Genomic DNA, 19,080 nt, shown 5'->3' on the forward strand with positions numbered 1-19,080 from the left:
TTCTCATAGGTGGTTGTAAGGGCGAAACTACAAAAATAGCACTATCGACCAATACCCGATCAACCACTTATCCGTCAGAGTCTTGTGCTTGTCCTAAAAGCTTTGGGCAACTCCCTTTAATTCGCTACCTTCATAAGCTGACACGGGTAGGGCCGTATCGTTCACTCGTTAGTTCATTCATTTTCTCGCTACAAACGGTGCAGTTTTTTCGTCAGACATTCGAAAGTTTCCGGTTTGCGTGGCAGGCGCTACGCTCGAATCTGCTTCGCACGACGCTTTCGCTGCTGGGTGTCACCATCGGCATTTTTGCGATCATTGCCGTTTTTACCCTGGTCGATTCGCTGGAACGGAATATCCGGACCAGCCTTTCCTTCATTGGCGACAAGGTCATTTATATTGAGAAATGGCCTTGGACTTTTGATTCGCAGGTGCAGTGGTGGAAATTTTTCCAATGGCCGGAGCCTACTTATAAGGAATATCGCTTTCTGAGCGAACGACTCGAAACTGCCCAGGCTGTGGTGGCCATGGATTTTAAAGGGCGCGTTACGGTTAAAAACGGTAATAACAGCATGGCGTCGCTCATACAGGGCACGACCTTCGATTATAACCGGATTTCGGACGTGCCGATTGTCAATGGCCGCTATTTTACGCAGCAGGAAGTCGACAACGCCCGCAGTGTGACCATCATCGGTTCTGATGTAGCCGAAAACCTGTTTCCGGGTGAAGATCCCGTCGGAAAAACGCTAAAAATTAACGGACTGAATTTTGTTGTCATTGGTGTACAGCTCAGAAAAGGGGAAAGCGTTCTCAATGTGGGTGGCAATCCCGATATAAAATGCCTGATCACCTACGGTGCCTTTGCCAGACTGTTTCACGCCATCAACCCGGGTATTACGATTGCGGTGAAAGGGTATAGTAGCGATGAGGGTCTGCTCGAACTGGAAAGCGAAATTCGTGGGTTATTACGTACCCGGCGTGGTTTGAGGCCCTTGCAGGACGATAATTTTGCGATCAACCGACCAGAGGCTATCGCTAAGGCTATTGGCGGTATTTTCTCTGTTCTAACCGTCGCTGGCTGGGTGATTGGCGGCTTTTCCATTCTGATTGGTGGTTTTGGAATAGCCAACATCATGTTTGTCAGTGTAAAAGAACGTACCAACATTATCGGCATTCAGAAATCACTGGGCGCCAAAAATTACTTTATTCTGTTCCAATTTCTGTTCGAGGCCATACTGCTCAGCCTGGTAGGTGGGCTATCCGGTATTTTTCTGGTATACCTGCTGTCGTTTATGAACTTAGGTACGCTCGATCTCCAGTTAACGGCGGGCAATATCGCCTTGGGACTTGGCGTATCGAGTGTTATTGGCATTCTGTCAGGGATCATCCCCGCTTTTTCAGCCGCCCGGCTCGATCCGGTTATTGCCATACGGGCGAAGTAGATTGGCGGGGAGCAAGGGGCGGGGATTAACAATCTGTTATTTTTACCCTGCTCCTCGCTCCCTGCACCCTGCTACTCACACCTCAATCTTAAACAGATGCATGGGCAGCACATACGGATCCAGTTCGACGTAATTCTGTTCACCGTGCCAGGTGTAATACGCCCCCGTCAGCAAATCGTTTACTGTATAATACTGATCATGGCCAATGCCTAATTGCCAGATTGGTACCTGCACTACGCCCGCCCGACGACTGTACGCATCGGTATTGACTACAATCAGCAGCTTATTGTTCCCCGACGTTTTCAGGTAGGCCATAATAGCCTCATCATTCACCGGGCAGATCGTTAAATTATTAGTTGTTTGCAGCGCAGCATTCTCATGCCGGAGCCGGTTGACCAGCGTAATCAGGTACGTTAGTTTGTTGGTTTTATCCCAGTCCCAGTGCCGGATTTCGTACTTTTCTGAGTTGAGGTATTCTTCCTTATTCGGAAAGGGCACATGCTCCATCAGTTCGAACGAAGGGCCATAAATACCGTAGTTGCTCGCCAACGTAGCGGCCAGAAAATAACGGATCAGGAATTGTGGCTCATGGCCTCCCTGCAAACTGTAGGGGTTGATGTCGTGCGTAGTCGGCCAGAAATTCGGACGATAATAGTACTTCATTTCACTCTGCGTCAGCTCGGTCATGTACTGTTCCAGCTCCGCCTTGGTGTTCCGCCAGGTGTAGTACGTATACGATTGCGCAAAGCCGCATTTGCCCAACTGCTGCATGACTTTCGGCTTTGTGAACGCTTCGGCCAGAAACAGCATATCGGGAAACTCTTTTTTGACTTCCGCAATCACCCATTCCCAGAAACTGAACGGTTTGGTATGCGGATTATCGACTCGAACGATGCGAACACCCCACGACGCCCACACAAGCAGAACACGCTTGAGTTCGTCCCAGAGATTTTGCCAGTCTTCGGTTTCAAAATAAACCGGATAAATATCCTGGTACTTTTTGGGCGGATTTTCGGCGTATTGAATCGTACCATCGGGCCGTTTTTTAAACCATTCCGGATGATCTTTTGCCCACGGATGATCGGGCGAGCACTGAATGGCCAGGTCCATGGCTACCTCCATACCGTAGTTGGCCGCAATGGCAATCAGGTGCTTAAAATCATCGACTGTGCCCAGCTCCGAATGAATAGCATCATGACCCCCTTCTGCTGAGCCAATGCCATATGGCACTCCCGGTTCGCCCGGCTGGCAGATGACCGAGTTGTTTTTCCCCTTTCGGTGCGCCATGCCGATGGGGTGAATGGGTGGTAGGTACAGCACATCGAACCCCATACCCGAAATTCGGGGTAACAGAGCTTCTACATCTTTGAACGTACCGTGCTTTCCTTCCACCCGTGAAGCTGAGCGGGGAAACAAACAGTACCAGGTGCTGAACCCGGCACGGGCACGGTCTACTTCTATACCCAATTCACGCCCATACCGCGTTACGTGTTTCCGCTCGGGGAATCGATTGGCATAAAATGTAAACTGATCGCTTTCGGCTACCGATACCGCTTCATCGTAGCGGGTTTCATCCCGAAACAAAGCTGCTATCTCCCGCAAAGCCTTTACCTCTGGGTTTTCAGCAACAGATTCTCTCTTTGTTTTTTTCCCTTTCCCCTTCGTACTGGTCACGTTGCCACCTGCCCGCTCAATCATCCCGTCGACGTACTGCGCTCCTGCCAGCAGCTCGCTTGTAATCCGCTGACCGTCGGCCACTTTCAGGTGAACCTCGTGCTGCCACGAGGCCGGATGATCGACCCAGGCTTCAATCGTGTAGCGGTATTGACCTTGCTTTTCGACAATAAACGAAGCACCCCAGCGGTCATTGACCAGTAAGGTCATGGCCGTTTCGGTCCAGGCAGTATCATCGGCAAATTTGTACAGAAGTCGGGCAGCTAAATAATCATGGCCATCGGCGAAGATGTCGGCTTCAACGGCGATCACATCTCCCGGAATGGCTTTTATAGGAAATCGGGCCCCATCGAGTTCGGGCGATACATGCTCAATAACCACCCGGGATTGCCCCGGCTTTGATTCGCCCGGCGTGGACTCGCCCAGCGTGGATTTGCCGGAAATATTTTCGGTAGCATTCATGCAATCAGTATTTGCTTGATAAATCGTGAACAGAGGGGCAATGTTACAAAAAAAGCTGGTTTTCAATTCCAACGTGTTCCCGGCTGCCAGTTAGCTCCACACGCAGCCTATGGCTTCAGCCTAACCGCTCCCTAATTCATTGACCTTTCCCTAAAAGCCGTACAACTACGTAGCAACTTACCGCAATTACTCACGCTACAAAACGGGGATTTGTGCGCTAAAACGCTGACTATCAAACAACCAGATTTGCATCCGCTTGAACGTGTTTCCATGTGCAGCATGAGCCACGACTAAGCAGTTGCCGGGTCGGCAAACCACTTCTTTGAGTGGTTCCGCTACGCCCAATGAACCCGTGGAATCCAATTAACCTGGATTATACTGATTATCCCTAAACCCTAATTTATCATGGCAGATCAACAAAAATCCCAGTTCGAATACGACGACTGGGTAGGGGCCGTCAGGCCCGATCCACGTAATACCGATAAGCTAACTCTTCTACAAGGGTTTATCGGTCAATCCTCCGAAACTGGCCATATTCGTGTGTATTCAGATGAAACACTGAACAGTTTCGTTGAAGTCCCCGAAGAGGCCATTGTTTACGCCCAAAAACTAAACGCATCCGAATCGTCGCTGGGTGGCAGCAAACTCTGGCTTCGTTCCGATTCGGTAGTCACGTACGGCGATCCCAAAGCCGCCAACCGACCCAAGAGTACGTTCCTGGAAGGTGACATCATGCAGCAGTACGCTGCCTTTGGCCAGCCCGACACCACCATGATGGGAGCGGCAATGGCTGCGGGTCAGCCCGATACAACCGGAGGGGGTGGTGTACAGGCCATGGCTACATTGCCGCAGATTCTGTGTGCTCCGCTGACGCGCGTGTCTGTATGTCAGATTTGCTTTACGCGGAATGTTAGTTGTGTCCGCTCGATCTGTAATCAGATTACGTGCTTCCGGACCATATGCCAGGTAATCTCCTGCAACCAAACGATCTGTGGACCAAAGAGCTGCATTCCTATTTTGTGCGGAGGCATTCCCTGCCAGGGCGGTTCCCAGATTCCGGGTACGGTTTCGATAGCCTGCGGACCGGGCGGCATTGGCGGAGGTGGCGGACCGGTGATTCAGCAAGGTGCCGGTATGATGGGTGGCCAGCCCGACACCACGCAAATGGGTGGCTACTACGGTATGTTTAATCCGTACATGTATTAGTCACCGTACGTCTCTGTAGATTCTGTGGATTCAACCGGCTTACGTAACGGCCCGAAAACACAGAATCTACAGTGTTAATACTCTCAAAATCAGGCGTTACCTTTTCCTTACCCACTCCGAATTATGCTGCTGACTGGCTTCAACATTGCCCACTATTTGCTGGACAAGGGCTATCTAAACCTCGATTCTGTCCTCGACGGTACGTTTACCGCGTACCCGGCATCCAGCCGCAACGCCAATTACCTCATCAACCGAGATACTGGTCCCGATGCTCTTTTTGTAAAACAGGTACAAGCCTGGGATCAGGAAAAAATCGACACGCTACGTACTGAAGCGACCTGCTACTGGCTTGCTAACAACGAGGCCGAATATGCGCACCTGCGCGATTTTTTGCCGGAGTACGTTGCTTTCGATGCACAAAACCATATTCTGATTACCCAAGCCGTTCCCGGTGCTATCAGTCTGAATGATTTTTACCTGAAACAAAAGGCGTTTCCACTCCCTCTGGCAACCCGACAGGCGGAACTGCTTGGTTCATTTCATAAAAATATTGCCCGTTCCGTGCAGGATAGCCCGAGTTTCCGGCTGTTTCGGAAGCAACAGCCGATGATATTTCTGTGGAGTGCTTCCGGCTTTCCGGGTTTCGGCAATCAACGGTCTGAGGCCGAACGGCAGATGATCCAACTCATTACGCAAAATGAAGACTATATGTCGCGACTGGCTTCCGTTCGGGATCAATGGAAAGCAACCAGCCTGACGCATGGTGATATAAAGCCCGCCAACTTTCTGATCAATGCCGACGCCCTGACAACCGGTCACTACCAGTTGCGGCTTATCGATTGGGAAACGGCCGACATCGGCGACCCGTGCTGGGACGTAGCGGCTATTTTTCAGAGTTATCTGTTTTACTGGATTTTTCACGAACCCGTTGCCGGCTACGAATCCGCTCAGAATGGCTATAGGAGTTATGGCTTCTCGCTCGAGACGATGCAACCATCTATGCGGCAATTCTGGAAAACCTACGTCAGTCTGATGGGGTGGACCGACGAAGAGGCTCGTACGAATTTGCTCAAAACGGTCGGCTATTGCGCGTTGAAACTGATTCATACCTGTTACGAAAGCATTCAGCAGGCATCAACTATGACCCTGCATACCGCCCGTTTATTGCAGCTGAGCCTGAACATGCTACGCTCTCCCGAAGATGCCATCCGTGAAGTTTTAGGTATAAGGAGCGGAGGAGCGAACGAATGAACGAGCGAAACGCTTCGCCACAAACGGTACTACCCGCTCACTCTTCCACACTCTCACTCTTTCGCTCATTCACTCACTCTTTCGCTATGTCCCTCTACGAACACCAACTCAACACAATCCTGAACGGGTTACGTATCGATCCCACTCAGAAGCTGATTACGCTAACCGGCGACGAAACGCGGTCGGACTACAAGCCTGAAACGTTGCACACTACATTAGCCGGGCTGATTTACCGTCATTTCTATAGCGTCAGCGGCTCATCGGGCCCGGCTACTGCGTCCGAGACCAGCGATGCTTTCGTAAACGAACTGAGTCGCCATAACCAGAGCGCCGAACGGTTTGATTCGGGCTGGAAAATCGAGTCTGTCGATATGGCTGGCGTACCTTATGCAGCAAAAGGCAATTACCGGCGTATGCTGTATATGGGTGAGTTTGTGTATGATACCGCCAAGCGTGGGGCCGCTCAAACAGGCGATACCGTGCGTGTGCATATGCACCGCGAAAACCGGGATGCCCAAAGCGGGTTTTACTACGTATTTGGGCAGACACCCGGCGAAGATTCCATTGTTCTGCAAACTCGCCTGTATTTTCACATAACCCCTGAGGGAAGCAACCAGTTGATCGACTGGCTGACGAAAACGCTGAATACGTACCGAATTCCGTTTCAGTTCAAATGCCTGAATCATCCGGATCTCTACAGCCGGAGCGACGCAGCCGTGCTTTATCTGCAAAAACCGTCTGTCAATATTGTGCTGGACTTACTGACCGACGCCCTGCCCACATTATCGCCTTATCTGCGCCCAGCAACGCCTTTATTTACCCGAACCATCACATCAGGCGTTGGTTTTGCCGAAAGTCCGCCCAACCCGAACGAGAGTTTTGGCACGAGTCGATGCGGGCTTATTGCACAAGGCATTGCCAATGCCGTAAGCAGGGAGCAGTCAGCAGAGACGTATGAACAATCGGTTCGGGACGTATTTGATCAGATTGGCTTATCCCTCGAACACCCGTACCGAAACCCTCAGTCTCACTACCCTTACGTTTTCCCCGACTATTCCGTTAATTAGCCTTATCATGGAAACACTCACGGTCTCCCCCATTTCGTCTATGCGTGATGCAGCCGCCGATACGTTTATTGAAACAGCCGCCGACATTGGCCGGTCGATTTGCCGCGATGCCATCTGGTCGGGAACACGCTGTAACTTTCTGACGTCGACCAATGATCCGGCTTACGACCATCCGAAGCCCTATTTCAAATCGATCGAAGCTGATTTTTATTCGGGTACGGCGGGCGTAGCCTTTTTTCTGGCCGCTCTTTACCAGGCTACCGGCGACCGACTTGTCCGGAAAACCGCTCTGGGTTCATTGCAGAATGCCCTGGCGACGGCCCAACTCATTCCTGACCATGCCCGGCTTGGCTTTTTTTCGGGCTGGACAGGCATCGCATACGTAGCGATTCGGGCGGGGCAATGGCTCAACGATGAGGAAATGAGCGGGCAGGGTTGGCGTTTGCTCGGTGAAGTAGCCAAGCTGGATTTGCAGCAAACGGGTATCGATGTTATTGATGGGGCCGCTGGCGCAATTCCGGCACTGGTTCAGTTAAATCATATGCATTCATCGGCTGCGGTACGTCCCTTCATCATACGACTGGCCGACCAGCTTGTCCATCAGGCGGAGCGCACGCCCGAAGGTTCTTCGTGGAATACCGTTCCGGGGGCCAGCCATAAGCATCTGACAGGTTTTGCGCATGGGGTTGCTGGCATCGTCAATGCGTTGCTCGAAGCGTTTACGGTTACGCAGAATACAACCTACCGCGATCTGGCTTTTCAGGGATTGCGCTACGAAAATGCTTTTTTTGATCAACAGCAGCAGAACTGGCCCGATTTCAGGATGCAGAACCAGCCTACGACTAACACCCCTGATGGGCTGACTGGTGCACCCGCCTGTTCCTGCGCCTGGTGCCACGGCGCGCCGGGCATTGCCTTGTCGCGGCTGCGGGGCTATGAACTGACGCATCATCCGGCCCTTAAAACCGAAGCGCTGACAGCCGTGCAGACAACGGCCCGTCAGCTGACCTGGGAGCAGCAGCAAAACTTCTCGCAGTGTCATGGGTTGGCGGGCAACAGCGACGTATTGCTCGAAGCGGCCGATATTCTTCACCAACCCGACTGGCGTATGCAGGCGCAACAAATCGGGCAAATGGGACAGGAACGTTACCGGCAGAACGGTTTGTGGGCCAATGGTTTATACAACGCCTTCCAGCTTCCTGATTTTATGCTTGGACTGTCGGGCACGGGTTATTTTTACCTGCGGCTGGCCGATCCCGCTACGTACCGTTCCGTGTTGTTATTACGCTAGCAAAACCTGGTTTTCTACGTTTAACTGACTGTCTGAAATAAGCAGGTATCAGGTGGAGAAGTTGTTGGCCAGATGGTTTTGGGAAACGGTTTACGGCCGATAATACTCGCTACAGCCTGAGATTTCCGCTGTTTACCCACTCATTTTTTACCGACTTTTCGCAATACTTCAGTTTTGTGTCAGCTAGCGAAACAAGCGCCCAGCTTAGGCTCGATTCGGACCTACACTTTATACACAAAATTCGATGAAAACCACTCAAAAAGCATACCTCGCCTTAAGTGTAGTCTGCGTTATATGGGGCACTACGTATCTGGGAATGCGTATCGGCGTGCAAACGTTTCCCCCTTTATTGTTCTCTGGCATCCGGCAAACGATCGCCGGAATCGTGATCGTCCTGTTTTTAGTGCTGAGTGGGAACTACACGAAAATAAGTAGGAGCGACTTTCGTCGGCAAGCCATTCAGGGTGTACTCATGATTACCCTCGGCAATGGCCTGGTTGGGTGGAGCGAACGGTATATACCAAGCGGTCTGGCGGCACTGATCGTTTCGGTTATGCCTGTTTACGTAGTGGCGATCAACTATTTTTCCGGTCTTGACTCCAAGCCGCTGAACAGCAATATTCTACGTGGATTGCTACTTGGCTGCACGGGTATCGGGCTTATTTTCCGGGATACTATTCAGGACCTTGGCAATCCCGATTATTTCAAAGGCATACTGGTCGCCTTTGCCGCTTGCCTGTCGTGGGCCTCGGGCAGCGTTTATGCCAAATATAAGCCAACATCAACTACACCCCTTGTCAACTCTGCCATACAGCTTTCGAGTGGTGGCTTCATGCTTTTGCTGGGGGGCTTACTTTTCGATGATATATCCGAAATTAAAACCGTATCGGCAGAAAGCCTGGCGGCCCTGGTTTACCTGATCGTATTCGGTTCGCTGCTGGCGTATATCTGCTTTCTGTATGCGCTGGAAAACCTCCCGGTGGGGCTGGCGTCTATCTATGCGTACATAAATCCGCTTATTGCACTTCTTCTGGGCGCTTTGGTGCTGCACGAAACCATCACCTGGATTACAGGTCTTGCCCTCACTACGACTCTGGCGGGTGTATGGTACCTGAAAAAAGGCTATACGGTTCCAGCCAAAGCCCTCTCGAAGTGAAGGTACGTAGTACGGGATATCGTTAACGCTATTTCGCTCCGTCTGTTTTGGCGCTTTCGACGGCCAGTTGTCCGATGGTGTTCCCCCACTTCGCACCGGCTTCAACATCAAAGCGGTAGTGAATGCCGCTGTATAGTCGCGACAAGCCCGCTTCGATTCCCTGTGCGTTCAGTTGTGTGGATAGTTCAGGAAATACGTAAGCGAGTACCGTAGCGGCTGCGGATGAAATGGTTGCATGGTCGGATACGTAAGCCGGGTAATTAGGAATATTGGTTGCCGTTTTGATTGTCGGATCAATCTGCGAGGGGCGTGGTACAAAATACGTATACATAGCCGACCAGGCCGCTGTTCCGCCATCCTGCATGGCCCGGTTCATCAGAGCATACGTACGCGCCGACCGCAGTTCGTTCTGGCGGGAATCGCGAATAAGCCCTTCGGCAATGTAATTCCAGTGGCCGGGAAGCATGTACGTAGCGATACCATCGTCCCAATAACTGGCTATACGCCATTGTTCGCGGGTTCGGGTATTCGAAATACTACGTACTTCACTAAGGTCTTTCTGAAACTCTGCTGATGTCGTAAGCGGGGGTGCGCCGGGTGCCGCCCGGAAAACAGATGCTGAATCATACCACGTCTGGACCCGCCCACCCAGTGGCAGCATGGGCGCAAGTGCCGGAATTTCCAGACTTTTCCATTTCACATCATAGGGTGCGCTGGTACTGGCTGTTTGCCAAGTGTTGCCAGGGTCAGGAGCAAGCGCAAAACGGTCATTTTTCGCCCGGTCAATCACTTTACCCGCCACTGCAGAGGCCAGTTCTTCGCCCGCTTTCAGGTCGCTGGTCACACAGGCTCCGGCCCACATACGGCTCTGTTTATGTTCGGTAGCTTTCGCTTTCAGCCAGGCCGTTTCATCGGGAAATAAAAACGCCAGAATCTGATACGATGCTTCGGCAACGGCCGCATCTTCCGACGGATAAGACGGTACGTCCAGTATCGGAACCCGGGAAACAACGCCCTGCCGCTCCAGCGACGGACGATTGTACTGGTATTTGGCTTTCCAGGCAACCACCAGTGCATCGTATTGGGCTACGCTCAACAATGCATAAACCCGTGCCCCAAACGATGGGCTAGCTTTCGGATTAGCCGGATCGGTTGACGATGCCTGCCCGGTAGTAGGGGTCAAATAATTTGGAAATAAATTGTATTTGGCTACCAGCTGCCGCGCAATCTGATTCCACCGGCGAACACTCCCATCGGCCCAGTACGTAACGGCCGTATTCTGATCGGGATTCAGGCCAAGAAGCCCGTTTTTTATGGCGGTAAGCTCCTGCTGATAGGCATCTGACGAAACAGCCGTTGGAGCAGGCACGTTGATGTCGGCGGCTGACGTCAGCACTATGGTTCGCCAGCTTCCGCCGTCGGCATCGGTTGTGGCCGGTAACACAAAAGGCAGAATACCTTCATCAATTGTAGGCTCCTTACAGGCCACTACGCTCAGAAAAAGGCAACTCAGAAGGATAAGTGAAAAACGTACGTTCATAATGGTATGTAATGGCCTTTAGCCAGCCGATGACTTATAAACCAATGACCAGGCCACCGTCGACACGGTTCGATTTGCCGATGTTACGTCCGCTAAGCGTAGCGCTATAGCCCGCCATTAGACCCAATTTGCCGATGAGTCGTAACCGTACGGTAGCCCCCACCCGCGAAAAACCGATGGCATTTGTCGGAAACGGAATACCAGGGCCAATATCGGTTCCGGAACTATGGGGCGTCTGCTGCTGAAACCACGCATCAATGTAAACTGGCTTCGTTTTAATTCCCGTTCGGATGATCAGTTCCGTTACGTCCGGTACGTTAACCTTGGTTCCGCTGTTCGGATTCAGTTGCGTTGGATCATAGGTGTTCACCACATGGTCGAGCGAGACCTGCCCGCGCCGGATGTAGCCGTACTGCCCCGTCAGGAAAAAAGGACCCGCCGTATAATGCAGCATGGTACGTCCATCCAGGTTTTGGGAACCCTGCCCAATAGCTACCAGCGCATCGTTTACGTAGTTCTGTAGTGGCATGGAGTACCCTACCGCAAATAGCCATGAGAGCCGGGTTTTTCCGAATTTGTAGTCGTAAGCTTCCCAGCGAAGGGCTGCTGAAAGGTCCTGAAAGCCTTCCTGTTTGGGTGAATAGCCGGCGCTGGCTTCGGTTCGGATGTACGGAGCGGCCACAATCAAATCCAGATCATAGCCCAGTCCGTAAGAACCTACAACGGTTAACGCCTGCGTAGTAACGGTACCCAGATTTGGATTACGGGTTTCGGTTTTGTTGATATAGTACGTATCGTAGGTCGCCTGCGACCCGATCAGCGCGAGAGCCGCTTTACGTTGGCCCCGCATAAACCCATCAACCAAGCCTTGTGCATGCGTTTGCCGGACGTTGCCCAGCAGTAAGAAAAGACCAAGAGTCGTAAAGGCGATTAACCGCATAATTCCGTGTTAGGTTATGCAAAAGTAGCTGTTCAGAACGAGCCTACCTTAGTAACGGGAAATTTCCTCGTAAATGGATACAGGAGGTACATCAATCCGTACGTATTATCGGGAATGCCCTATAAAAAAGTACCCCGGCTGCAGAACAGCCGGGGACTATGGCAACCTATGGAATTAAAAAATCTATAAACCCGAGCCATCGGCTTTACCTCTTGCCACAGCATAGGACCCAATCACTTTACCATGATCTATGCCTTTTTCAGCGTCGAAACGGTAGTGAATCAGCCCGTATACCCGCGAAAGAGAGGCTTCAGAGGCTTCGGTTTCAAATACTTGTGCTTTATCGGGGAAAATATAGCTCAGCACCGTAGCAGCGGCTCCCGAAAACGTAGAGTGCCCCGACGGATATGACGGAAAGTTAGGAAGACCAACCGATGTTTTCATGCCAAACTGCTGCGGGCGGGGAAAATAATAATAGTATTTAGCATCCCAGCAGGCAATACCAGCATCCATTTCCGTGGTACCCACCAGCGCTAGTGTCCGGGCCATACGAACCTCACTGAACAGTGCATCATGGGCTGTATTGGCCGCCGTGCGATGCCAGTGACCAGGAGGGGTATAACTACCAGGACCATCGGCCCAGAAGTTAGCCACACGAGCCTGATCGCGCGTTTGCCCTTTATTGATCTGACTCAACTCGGCCAGGTCTTTTTTGTAAGCATCGCTGGCAAGATCCGGTGGAGCAGGCGGACGAACTTTTGCCAAGGTGCCTGTCTCCAGGTTCCAGGGTTTAACCGCCCCAAAGTTGGGCAACATAGGTGGGCGGGCAGGCGTTTCCTGGCTAACCCATACCTCTTTAAGGCCCCGCTCTTTAGCGGCCTGAATCATGCCCGCCGTTACGGTTTGATTGTTGGCCGCACTCATGCCGTCGGTTTTGGCCCGGCCCATCACTTTTGCGGCAACGGCACTACCAAGCGTTTCGCCAGCAACCAGATCGCTCTCTACGTTCATACCCGCCCACAAACGGCTGTTACGGTGTTCGGCCAGTTTGGCATCCAGAAAAGCGACCTCACCCGGAAACATTGCCTTCAAAATCACTACCGAAGCAGCCGCCACCACCGCATCTTCCGATGGATAGGAAGGCAGGGTCGTTACGGGCAACAGCGGCTTGAGCGTAGCATCCGTTTTGGCAGGTGCCACCCGATTATACAGGTATTTGTAATGCCAGGCCGATACCAGTGCATCATACTGGGCTACACTCAGGTAAGCCAGTGCGCGGGACGTATAAGGCGGATTGGCAAACGGAAACCGTGGATCGGCCAGCGGATTGGCAGCATCAGGCACCGGGTATTTACCATCGGGGGTCGAAGCGGGTGGAATGTTGTAGCGGGCGCATAACTCCCGGCCAATTTCGTTCCAGCGAAAGGCTGCCCCCGCTCCCCAGTACGTAACGGCATCCTGCTGAGCACTGGTCAGGCTGCTGGATTTTTGCTTCAGACTGGCTACTTCAGCCAGATACTCCGCCGAGTTAATCGCTTTAGGTTCTGCTACGGCAATTTCCGTTGGCGACGCCAGTACGTAGGTTTTCCAGGTTCCGGCTTTCTCATCGAGGCTGGCCGGCGTATAGGCCGACTTCTGCGTCTCGTTTATTGTTTTGTTACAGGCAACAAACGTGACTGACGAAACAGCCATGATACTGCCAACAACGATCAATTGAATACTTTTTTTCATGGGTGTTACTAAGCTTTTTTCTTGAAACTGATTTGATATAGCAGACCAACCGTATAGCTGGTGCTCTGTCCAACATTTTGCCCGTCGACTACGTAACCGACGCGGGCGTTAACCCCAACGTTACGGGGCTGAAATTTACCGTACCAGCCGACTAAGGTAGCCTGCATGTTATTGGTCGGAAATGGCATATCGTTCCGGCGGATGTTATCACCATTCAGGCAAGCTGACCGTTCGGCAAATACTTCCGTTTGCCAACCTTTGCGCAATACGCCCAGCCGAACAGCCGCATCGTAGACATTAGGCACCTTCACCTGATTTGTGCTGTAGAGCCGGTCATCGGATAAATACGAATCCCGATCAAGTTTGATATTGCTGCGCCAGCCATAGCTGCCATGCGCTGTCAGATAGAGACCCGTGCCAGGATGTTTGTAATTGGCCAGCAACCGCAGCGTAGCCGTACGGCACTGCATCCCGATAGACATCGGCATAAAATCCGGTACGTAACTTCCAATTGGAATCGAGCCGCCCACAATCCCGTGGAGAGAGAACCCACCCATCTGTAAGGCTTTCACTTTGAGCCAGGCTGATACGTCCTGCACGCCCTTTTGTCCCATCAGGTTTCCGGCGCTGGCGCTGGTCCAGACGTAGGGTAAGCTTAAAATCACGTTCACCCGTTTGCTGATGCCATAGGCAGGCATAACCATCGCGCTCTGCGTTGTGAGCGTACCGATGTTGAAATTCTCGCGCTTGAAGGTATTCTCCCAGTAGTGATCCCAGGAACTATACCCATACATGGCAGCTACACAAAGCTGATTTTTGCCCATGTAAATGGCATCGTGAGGCATCTGTGCCCGACTGATGTAGGGCGTCATCAGAACGATGAGAATTAGATACTTTAGACTTGTTTTCATTGGTTAATAAACAATTGGTACGATGGAATTTTAACGTGTAAATCCGACCGTCAGCACAGCGCTGCGGCCATCGGATGGCCAGACACCCGGTCCCGGATAAAAGGTCGGGCGTTTTGTATAGTATTGTGTATTCAGCAGGTTATTGATACTTCCGCGAATTGTCAGGCCCTGCCTGATGCGCCAGCTGCCGTTCAGGTCCCACAGGCTGTAGGCGGGTACAGGTCCGATGGCTCCGTTTGCCGATGGTGTCGGCGTGTTGAGCGCGTCGGAAAAGGTTTGGGCAACGTAGCTGTACTGGAGTGTCAGGCTGGCCGTTCCGTAGCGGGCGGTCAGGCCGTTTCGACTGGTCCAGCGCGGAGCCGACTCCACCTGATTACCGGTTACTGATCGATTCTCGGCTCCGGTCGAAACCCGTCCGGCGACATAGCGGGCATTGTTGAAGGCCGTCGACGTAAAGCCGCTGATCAGAATTTTGTCGGTACGTAGCAGTTGTGTTTCCAGCAACGCTTCAACGCCCGTACTGCGGCTATCCCCAATATTCGTGCGCAGAACATAGTTCGTACCATCGGCATTGGTCATCAGGAGCGTGCCTAAACGGTTGCGATACAGCAGATCAAAAATCGTCAGACTCAGATGGATTCCCTGCCATTGGCCATCGATACCAATTTCAGCGTTGTATCCATAGGCGTCTTTCAGATTTTTGTCGATCCGTTCGTAAACCGACGTTGGAATAATATCCTTGAAAACGACCGGACGGTACGCCTGCGACCAGCCTCCGTATAGCTTTATGCCATCGGCAAGCCGATATTGGGCATTGATCCCCAGCAGCGCGAAATGGTGGCTGATATCGGTCGGCAGGTTTTCCGGCGCATAATACGTAATGATTCCCCGCATCTCGGTTTTCCCCTGCTCGATCCGAATACCCGGCGAAAGCGTCAACCGATTTGTCAGACGAAACTGGTTTTCGGCAAACACAGCGATGTTTTTGGTACGAAAATGCAGATCCCGCTTGAAGGGGTCGGTCAGCGTCAGATCAAAATCACTTCCTGTGGTACCTACGCCCAACTGCCGACGGTGCAGATCGGTACTCATCAGTTGCACGCCACCCGCCAGCGTAGCGCCTATGTTGCCCAGGCTATACTGATGAATTCCTCTCAGCTCCGTTGTATAGCTATGGAAATTGTCGATGTCTACCTGCCGGGCTCTGTATTGGCCGGTTGCCCGGTTGATCGTATCGGGTACCGTAGCGAAGGCATCCAGTTGAACGCTGTTACGTGCTCCCAGTACCGCCGAGCTTGTCCACAGAAAACGCGTCCGCTCGGATAACTGCCAGTCTACTTTGATCGACGGTACGTAGATATCGGGGTTAAAATAATTCCGGCTCCGTGTCGACTGGCGTGGGTTCTGCGCAAACATCGCATCCGTTAGTGGGCCCGGAATCTGATATGTATAAGCCGACCGTCCCAATTCAGCCGTCAATCCCAACCGGCGGGTTGCCTGATAATGCAAACGCCCCAGTTGAGCGCTGGCATCCGACCGGCTGTTTTGCCGATAGCCATCTGAATGCCGTCGGTAATAATAGGCGTAATAGGTCCATTTTCCCACGCGTCCGCTAATGGCATTATAGGTGCTGAGCAACCCATACGTACCAGCAGAGCTTATACTTTCAAATCCAAACTTACGCGTGGTATCAGCTCGCTTGGTTACGTAGTTGAGCATCCCACCAAACTGCGCGCCATATTGCAGCGATGCCATACCCCGCACCAGTTCGACCCGATCGATGCTTTCCATAGGTGGCGAGTAGTGGCTGGCCGGGTAACCATACATATCCGAGTTCGTCAGAACCCCATTCTGGCGGATATTATTTTCCCAGGAACGGTGTGGGTCCAGTCCGCGTGTTGCAATGTTGATCTGGTTTCCTGTGCCATCCATATCATAAACAAACACGCCCGGAATGCGGGCAAATACCTGCCGGGATATCTTTTCGGCTACGTTAGCGTCGATATCCGACAACCGAATTACTTCACTACGCTTTCCACCCATCAGATACGTACCATGTACATTTGGTAAAGATTCGACTACCGTAGCCCGTACACCTCTGACCGTCACCTGATTCAGCATGCGGGCATGCAGCGAATCGGTGCTGGCGGCTTCCTGCGCGAGAGCATGAAACGTCAACGGGCAAAGGCAAAGCAGCAGTAACAAGCTATCTTTCGTCGCTTCGATCCGTTTTACTAAATAGTTGAGTTGAATTGATTTCATCACAAAACCGCTCCCTGCACATTGGTACCGGACGACGTTGTGCAACGCCATCCGGTACGCTCAAATCTGTTGATTAATCCTAAAACCACTTCGCTACGTTGAGCGACACCAAATAATCAGCAAATGCCGCATCCCCATGCCGTTGACCGGTTGGGTCCTGCAGGTCAGAATAGCTCTTGATCCGGTTTCGATACACAGCAACCGGCACCGTCAGTGCCGCCGAGAAGCGACCTTTCATGTAAGCCAAGCCCGGCTCAACCGACACGATGTAACCCGGACGGCGAAAACCTTTGCTGCCGCCAATGGCATCGTGAGCTGGTACGCCTTCAATTCGGCCGCCCAGCATAATGGCCAGCCCCGGCATGAATGGTAAAGACTGGCTCAGCCCCAGGCGTGCCGCAAACTGGTCAGCCACCGAGAAATAGCCCGTAATCGGGTCAATGGTGGTAGACGTTGGATTACGCAGTACCCCATTCGTTTCGCGCGGATTGAACAGATAAAAGCCATTAGCATAAGCTGTCAGCGTTTTCGACACCTGCGCATAACCCTGAAGTTCGACACTTACCCCAACACCGCCATCGCCAAGCTGAATCGACTGATCGACAGGCAGTTCAACAGTATAATCTCTGCCTTCTTTATCCAGTTTATGGAACTGGTCGGTCGCCTGGTAATTACCCGTTGGCAGTTTCACACCCAATCCCATAGCCAGATTAGCTTTAGGAAGTTTGACTGGATTTACCAGCCAGTAGCTGCCCGAAATACGCAGATCGCCAATGCCCTGCGAACCCGTATGAAACCGCTTCTGATTCGGGTTTTGCGCGATGGCATTCCCGTAATGTTCGTAGAGCGATGAGCGATCGTTGTACTGAATGGGCAGGTTGACAGAAAAGGATAACCGCTGATTTACCAGGTAGGTAATGCCGAGGTCAAGCGCGTGCGACACGTTAATGACATTAGTACCCTGTTCAACCCGTTGCTTTTGTTCCGCGTCGCCCACAAAATGCTTGTATGACCGGAAGAACCGATAGCCAGCCGACACCTGCCAGTGGCCGCTACGCTGTTTGAAAAAATCGGCCGAATTGGCACCAGCCGGAGCGGTGCAGCTCATGTGCCGAACGGCTACGCAGCCCTGTGCCGACGCAGAAAGGGTATAAAGAAGGCTATATGCTGTCGCTATAACGACGGTAAAAATTGTTTTCATAGTGAAAAAAGTCTGAGAAAGAAAAATGGACGACAAGACCTGGCGACTGGAACACAGCACCTTACGTCGTTTGCGTATATGCAATCGGCCGGAGGGCTATGAACGCAGAGCTTGTAGCGTGGGAAGAGTCCCACAATCTGGGATCAGTAATGCGTAGCTATTATGTTGAGCTGAAGGCACTTTTTAAGCCTGTTCGGTCTGTGCCGTTCATCAGGCAATACCATTCCAGGCACCGCATGAAAACGACTTACCTACGCTTACCAGCGCGGCAAAAAAGCCAGTCAAACAACTGTAAATAAAGCCTGTCACGCAATTACAAATGCCACTCAGACTTCGGGCGGGGGCGAATGAACAGGCAGGGCGCGGGCCTCAAACACGAACGATACGTCGGGAATGCGAACGGCTTCGCGCCAGGAAGGAGCAAGAAAACTAAAAACTGCTCGCGGAGTTGGCGAGTATTCTTTCAACAGAAACTTCAGTATCTGATTGGCTTTCTGATGGGAGCCTGTATCGCCCGTTACGTGGTCATTGAGGAACGATAACAGATCACTCTGCCAGAAGGAACGGTTCTCAGATTGTAGACTCGCGATATGCAGCGTATCGCCACGTATCTCAAGGCTGACAACGGAATAATACTGCCCCCGGTAGCTAAACCCATCCGACGTCGTATTGGTAATGGTACTGGCGTCGAGTTTGTCTTTTAACGGAATTTCAAACTCAACAATGCTATCTACCGACCTGTATACCAAAAGTCGTTCGGAAAGGTCATGTTCTGCCTGCCACCACGTACCCACAAATACCAGCACATAGGCCAGCGTATGGTACAGGAACAGCGCAAAAAGACCGATAGAAACTACTTTTTTCACAAAGACAGCCGGTGAATATTCTCCAAAAATAATACTAAATTATAAACAAATCATACACAAGGTAGTTTCTTATTATTTTTCAG

At 51.8% G+C, this 19,080-nt stretch carries 14 protein-coding genes; 6 read left to right on the plus strand and 8 right to left on the minus strand.

Annotated features, from left to right (window positions below; all coding sequences use genetic code 11):
• Positions 1–197: 197 nt before the first annotated feature.
• Positions 198–1,439 carry an ABC transporter permease gene (locus LN737_RS00735; RefSeq protein ID WP_405515329.1) on the plus strand — a complete coding sequence of 414 codons (1,242 nt, stop codon included), beginning with the start codon at positions 198–200 and terminating at the stop codon, positions 1,437–1,439.
• 75 nt (positions 1,440–1,514) lie between these two features.
• Here LN737_RS00735 and LN737_RS00740 read toward each other — a convergent pair whose 3' ends face one another.
• Complete coding sequence (locus LN737_RS00740; protein ID WP_405515331.1) at positions 1,515–3,575, minus strand: alpha-1,4-glucan--maltose-1-phosphate maltosyltransferase; 2,061 nt, start codon at positions 3,573–3,575, stop codon at positions 1,515–1,517.
• Positions 3,576–3,980: 405 nt separating this feature from the next.
• Here LN737_RS00740 and LN737_RS00745 point away from each other — a divergent pair, with 405 nt between their 5' ends.
• From LN737_RS00745 to LN737_RS00765, 5 genes are all read left to right on the plus strand, one after another.
• Entirely contained in the window at positions 3,981–4,781 is an 801-nt protein-coding gene (locus LN737_RS00745; RefSeq protein ID WP_405515333.1) for a hypothetical protein, read from the plus strand.
• Positions 4,782–4,904: 123 nt separating this feature from the next.
• Positions 4,905–6,032 carry a phosphotransferase family protein gene (locus LN737_RS00750; RefSeq protein ID WP_405515335.1) on the plus strand — a complete coding sequence of 376 codons (1,128 nt, stop codon included), beginning with the start codon at positions 4,905–4,907 and terminating at the stop codon, positions 6,030–6,032.
• Complete coding sequence (locus LN737_RS00755; RefSeq protein WP_405515337.1) at positions 6,029–7,099, plus strand: T3SS effector HopA1 family protein; 1,071 nt, start codon at positions 6,029–6,031, stop codon at positions 7,097–7,099. Before LN737_RS00750 ends, LN737_RS00755 begins: the two co-directional genes overlap by 4 nt.
• 7 nt (positions 7,100–7,106) lie before the next feature.
• Positions 7,107–8,390, plus strand: coding sequence for a lanthionine synthetase LanC family protein (locus LN737_RS00760; RefSeq protein WP_405515339.1), 1,284 nt, complete (start codon positions 7,107–7,109; stop codon positions 8,388–8,390).
• Between the two features lie 244 nt (positions 8,391–8,634).
• Entirely contained in the window at positions 8,635–9,546 is a 912-nt protein-coding gene (locus LN737_RS00765) for an EamA family transporter (protein WP_405515341.1), read from the plus strand.
• A 28-nt stretch (positions 9,547–9,574) separates the two neighbouring features.
• On the opposite strand, the gene LN737_RS00770 is transcribed toward LN737_RS00765, so the two are convergent.
• From LN737_RS00770 to LN737_RS00800, 7 genes are all read right to left on the minus strand, one after another.
• Complete coding sequence (locus LN737_RS00770) at positions 9,575–11,086, minus strand: phosphatase PAP2 family protein (RefSeq protein ID WP_405515343.1); 1,512 nt, start codon at positions 11,084–11,086, stop codon at positions 9,575–9,577.
• Positions 11,087–11,120: 34 nt separating this feature from the next.
• Positions 11,121–12,026 (minus strand): hypothetical protein, encoded by a 906-nt coding sequence (locus LN737_RS00775; protein WP_405515345.1) that lies wholly within the window; start codon positions 12,024–12,026, stop codon positions 11,121–11,123.
• A 183-nt stretch (positions 12,027–12,209) separates the two neighbouring features.
• Positions 12,210–13,757 (minus strand): phosphatase PAP2 family protein, encoded by a 1,548-nt coding sequence (locus LN737_RS00780; RefSeq protein WP_405515347.1) that lies wholly within the window; start codon positions 13,755–13,757, stop codon positions 12,210–12,212.
• An 8-nt stretch (positions 13,758–13,765) separates the two neighbouring features.
• Entirely contained in the window at positions 13,766–14,668 is a 903-nt protein-coding gene (locus LN737_RS00785; RefSeq protein ID WP_405515349.1) for a hypothetical protein, read from the minus strand.
• Positions 14,669–14,698: 30 nt separating this feature from the next.
• The gene (locus LN737_RS00790) at positions 14,699–16,930 is read right to left on the minus strand and encodes a TonB-dependent receptor family protein (RefSeq protein ID WP_405515351.1); all 2,232 of its coding nucleotides are present in this window, start codon (positions 16,928–16,930) and stop codon (positions 14,699–14,701) included.
• Positions 16,931–17,009: 79 nt separating this feature from the next.
• Positions 17,010–18,131 carry a hypothetical protein gene (locus tag LN737_RS00795; protein WP_405515352.1) on the minus strand — a complete coding sequence of 374 codons (1,122 nt, stop codon included), beginning with the start codon at positions 18,129–18,131 and terminating at the stop codon, positions 17,010–17,012.
• Positions 18,132–18,457: 326 nt separating this feature from the next.
• Positions 18,458–18,997: a hypothetical protein gene (locus LN737_RS00800; protein WP_405515354.1), complete on the minus strand. Its 540-nt coding sequence runs from the start codon at positions 18,995–18,997 to the stop codon at positions 18,458–18,460.
• Positions 18,998–19,080: the final 83 nt, after the last annotated feature.

Origin of the sequence: Spirosoma sp. KNUC1025 (assembly GCF_045160025.1) — a bacterium.
In the GTDB taxonomy this organism is placed as follows: Bacteria; Bacteroidota; Bacteroidia; order Cytophagales; family Spirosomataceae; genus Spirosoma.